Consider the following 1,820-nt stretch of genomic DNA (forward strand, 5'->3'; position numbering starts at 1 on the left):
AAATCGGACGCCATAAGGCGCTACCGTCGCAAACGGACTTGGGTTAAAATAAGCGGTTTATTTTACACGAAACGGCTTGAAAAGAGGTGGGCACCCAGAATATTCCTAGGGTATTGCAAAGATATTCTAAAGATATTCTGTTGGTGGCCTTGCCAAGTGCGCTGGGCGTGCGGTGTCGGTGTTCGGCAACTTCGTTGAGCGTCAGGTCGTTTCAGATTCTAAGGATAGCGTTATGGCCACAGTCAGTACCAATGAATTTAAAAACGGTTTGAAATTTTTAATGGACGGGCAACCTTGCACCATTGTCGATAACCAAATTGTTCAGCCCGGAAAAGGCCAGGCCTTTAACCGTGTTAAGTTTCGTAACCTCATCACCGGACGGGTGTTGGAAAACACCTTTAAATCCGGTGAAAAGGTGGAAGCGGCGGACGTCATGGACACGGAATTGCAATATCTGTACAACGACGGTGAGTTTTGGCACTTTATGGATCCCGCTTCATTTGAACAGTATCAGGCCAGCGAAGCGGCTGTCGCCGATGTCAGCAAATGGTTGATTGAACAAGATATGTGTACCGTCACCCTGTGGAACGGGGATCCGATTTCGGTGTTGCCGCCTAAGCAGGTGACGTTGGAAGTCACGGAAACTGACCCTGGTTTGAAAGGGGACACGGCGGGAACCGGCGGCAAACCGGCGACACTCTCCAGCGGTGCCGTGGTGCAGGTGCCGTTGTTTGTGCAGATTGGCGACAAGGTGATCTGCAACACCCAAACCGGTGAATACGTTTCGCGCGCCAAGTGATCGAGGGCTTTGCGGACACGCGTGAGCGTCTGAAAAAACGCGCGCAGGCGTTGCAAACGCTGCGGGCGTTTTTTTATGCCCGCTCGGTGCTGGAAGTGGACACCCCCATGCTGTCTGCGGCGGCCACACCGGATGTGCATTTGCACTCTCTGTCGAGTCAGGTGCGGTGGCCGGGCGAACGAGCACCACGCCGTTTGTATTGGCACACGTCTCCGGAATACCCGATGAAGCGGCTGCTGTGCGCCGGAAGCGGGGATATTTTTTATCTCGGAAAAGTGTTTCGCGACGGCGACATCGGTCAGCGTCATCAAGTCGAATTCACCCTGTTGGAGTGGTATCGCCTAGGGTTTGATTTAGAGGCGATCATGGCGGAAACCGTCGCGCTGGTGCAAACCCTGCTGGACGACCGTCCGGTGGAAATGATTTCATACGAAGAAGCCTTTGCCGCCTATGCCGGTTTGGAAGGCATTCATAACGCCAATGCCGAAACCTGCCAGGCCTGTCTGAATGCTCACAAGGTGCCCAAAGTGGTCGGGGTGGCGGCTGACGATAAACCCTTGTGGGAGCAACTGGTGTTGACTGAAATCATTGAACCGCAATTGGGGCAGGGGCGCATTACGTGTTTGTATCACTACCCGGCGCGTGATGCCGCTTTGGCGCAGATTCACCCGCAGGATGGACGTTTGGCACGGCGTTTTGAAGTGTTTGTGGAGGGCATGGAGTTGGCGAACGGCTATCAAGAATTGCAGGATGCGGCGGAATATCAGCGACGTTTTCAAGCCGATCTGATGCGGCGCGACGAAGCCGGTTTGCCCCAGGTGCCGCTGGATGAAGCCTTGCTGCAAGCTTTGGCGCAGCAGGGGTTGCCACCCTGTTCCGGGGTGGCGTTGGGCGTGGATCGTTTGCTGATGGCGCGATTGGGTGCCTCAGATATTCGAGCGGTGCTGCCGTTTGCCATTGAACAGGCCTAGCCCGAATATTTCACAAATTTGCACCGACCTTGCTTGCTCCTTGATTCCAC

General features: G+C 54.5%; 2 protein-coding genes. Both read left to right on the top strand.

Annotated elements, in window-relative coordinates:
* Positions 1-232 precede the first annotated feature (232 nt).
* Complete coding sequence (gene efp / locus ACP5D0_RS06660; protein ID WP_472364882.1) at positions 233-799, top strand: elongation factor P; 567 nt, start codon at positions 233-235, stop codon at positions 797-799.
* The gene (gene epmA / locus ACP5D0_RS06665) at positions 796-1,770 is read left to right on the top strand and encodes an EF-P lysine aminoacylase EpmA (protein WP_472364883.1); all 975 of its coding nucleotides are present in this window, start codon (positions 796-798) and stop codon (positions 1,768-1,770) included. The genes efp and epmA overlap by 4 nt, the downstream gene beginning before the upstream one ends.
* Positions 1,771-1,820: the final 50 nt, after the last annotated feature.

It is taken from the genome of Hydrogenovibrio sp., from assembly GCF_049975065.1.
Taxonomy (GTDB): domain Bacteria; phylum Pseudomonadota; class Gammaproteobacteria; order Thiomicrospirales; family Thiomicrospiraceae; genus Hydrogenovibrio.

Excerpts from the sequence above, each read along its gene's own strand:
- efp (WP_472364882.1), top strand. The coding sequence starts at position 233 with ATGGCCACAGTCAGTACCAATGAATTTAAAAACGGTTTGAAATTTTTA.